The sequence below is a fragment of the Arthrobacter sp. Y3221159 genome (assembly GCF_059089885.1).
In genome coordinates, this window is sequence record NZ_JBNHFC010000068.1 from 1 (window position 1) to 280 (window position 280).

Annotated in this window: 1 pseudogene; it reads right to left on the minus strand. The window is 65.7% G+C overall.

The window, feature by feature from the left end:
* Positions 1 to 280 (minus strand): annotated as a pseudogene (locus tag AC5RT3_RS20705) (hypothetical protein); the annotation flags it as partial.

A 280-nucleotide genomic window follows, 5' to 3' on the forward strand; every position in this document is an offset into this window, starting at 1 on the left:
GTCCCGGCCACCGGGAAGGACAGGGTGGGGGCGTGGAAACCGAAATCGATCAGCCGCTTGGCCACATCCTCGGCCGTAATCCCGGTCTTCGCGGTCAAGTCCCGCAGGTCCAGGATGCACTCGTGCGCCACCAACCCGCCCTCACCGGTGTAGAGCACGGGGAAGTACTCGTTCAGCCGGGACGCGACATAGTTCGCGGCCAGCAGTGCTGACTTGGTGGCCTCGGTCAGTCCTTGGCCGCCCATCAGCTTCACGTAGGCCCAGGAGATGGGGAGGACCC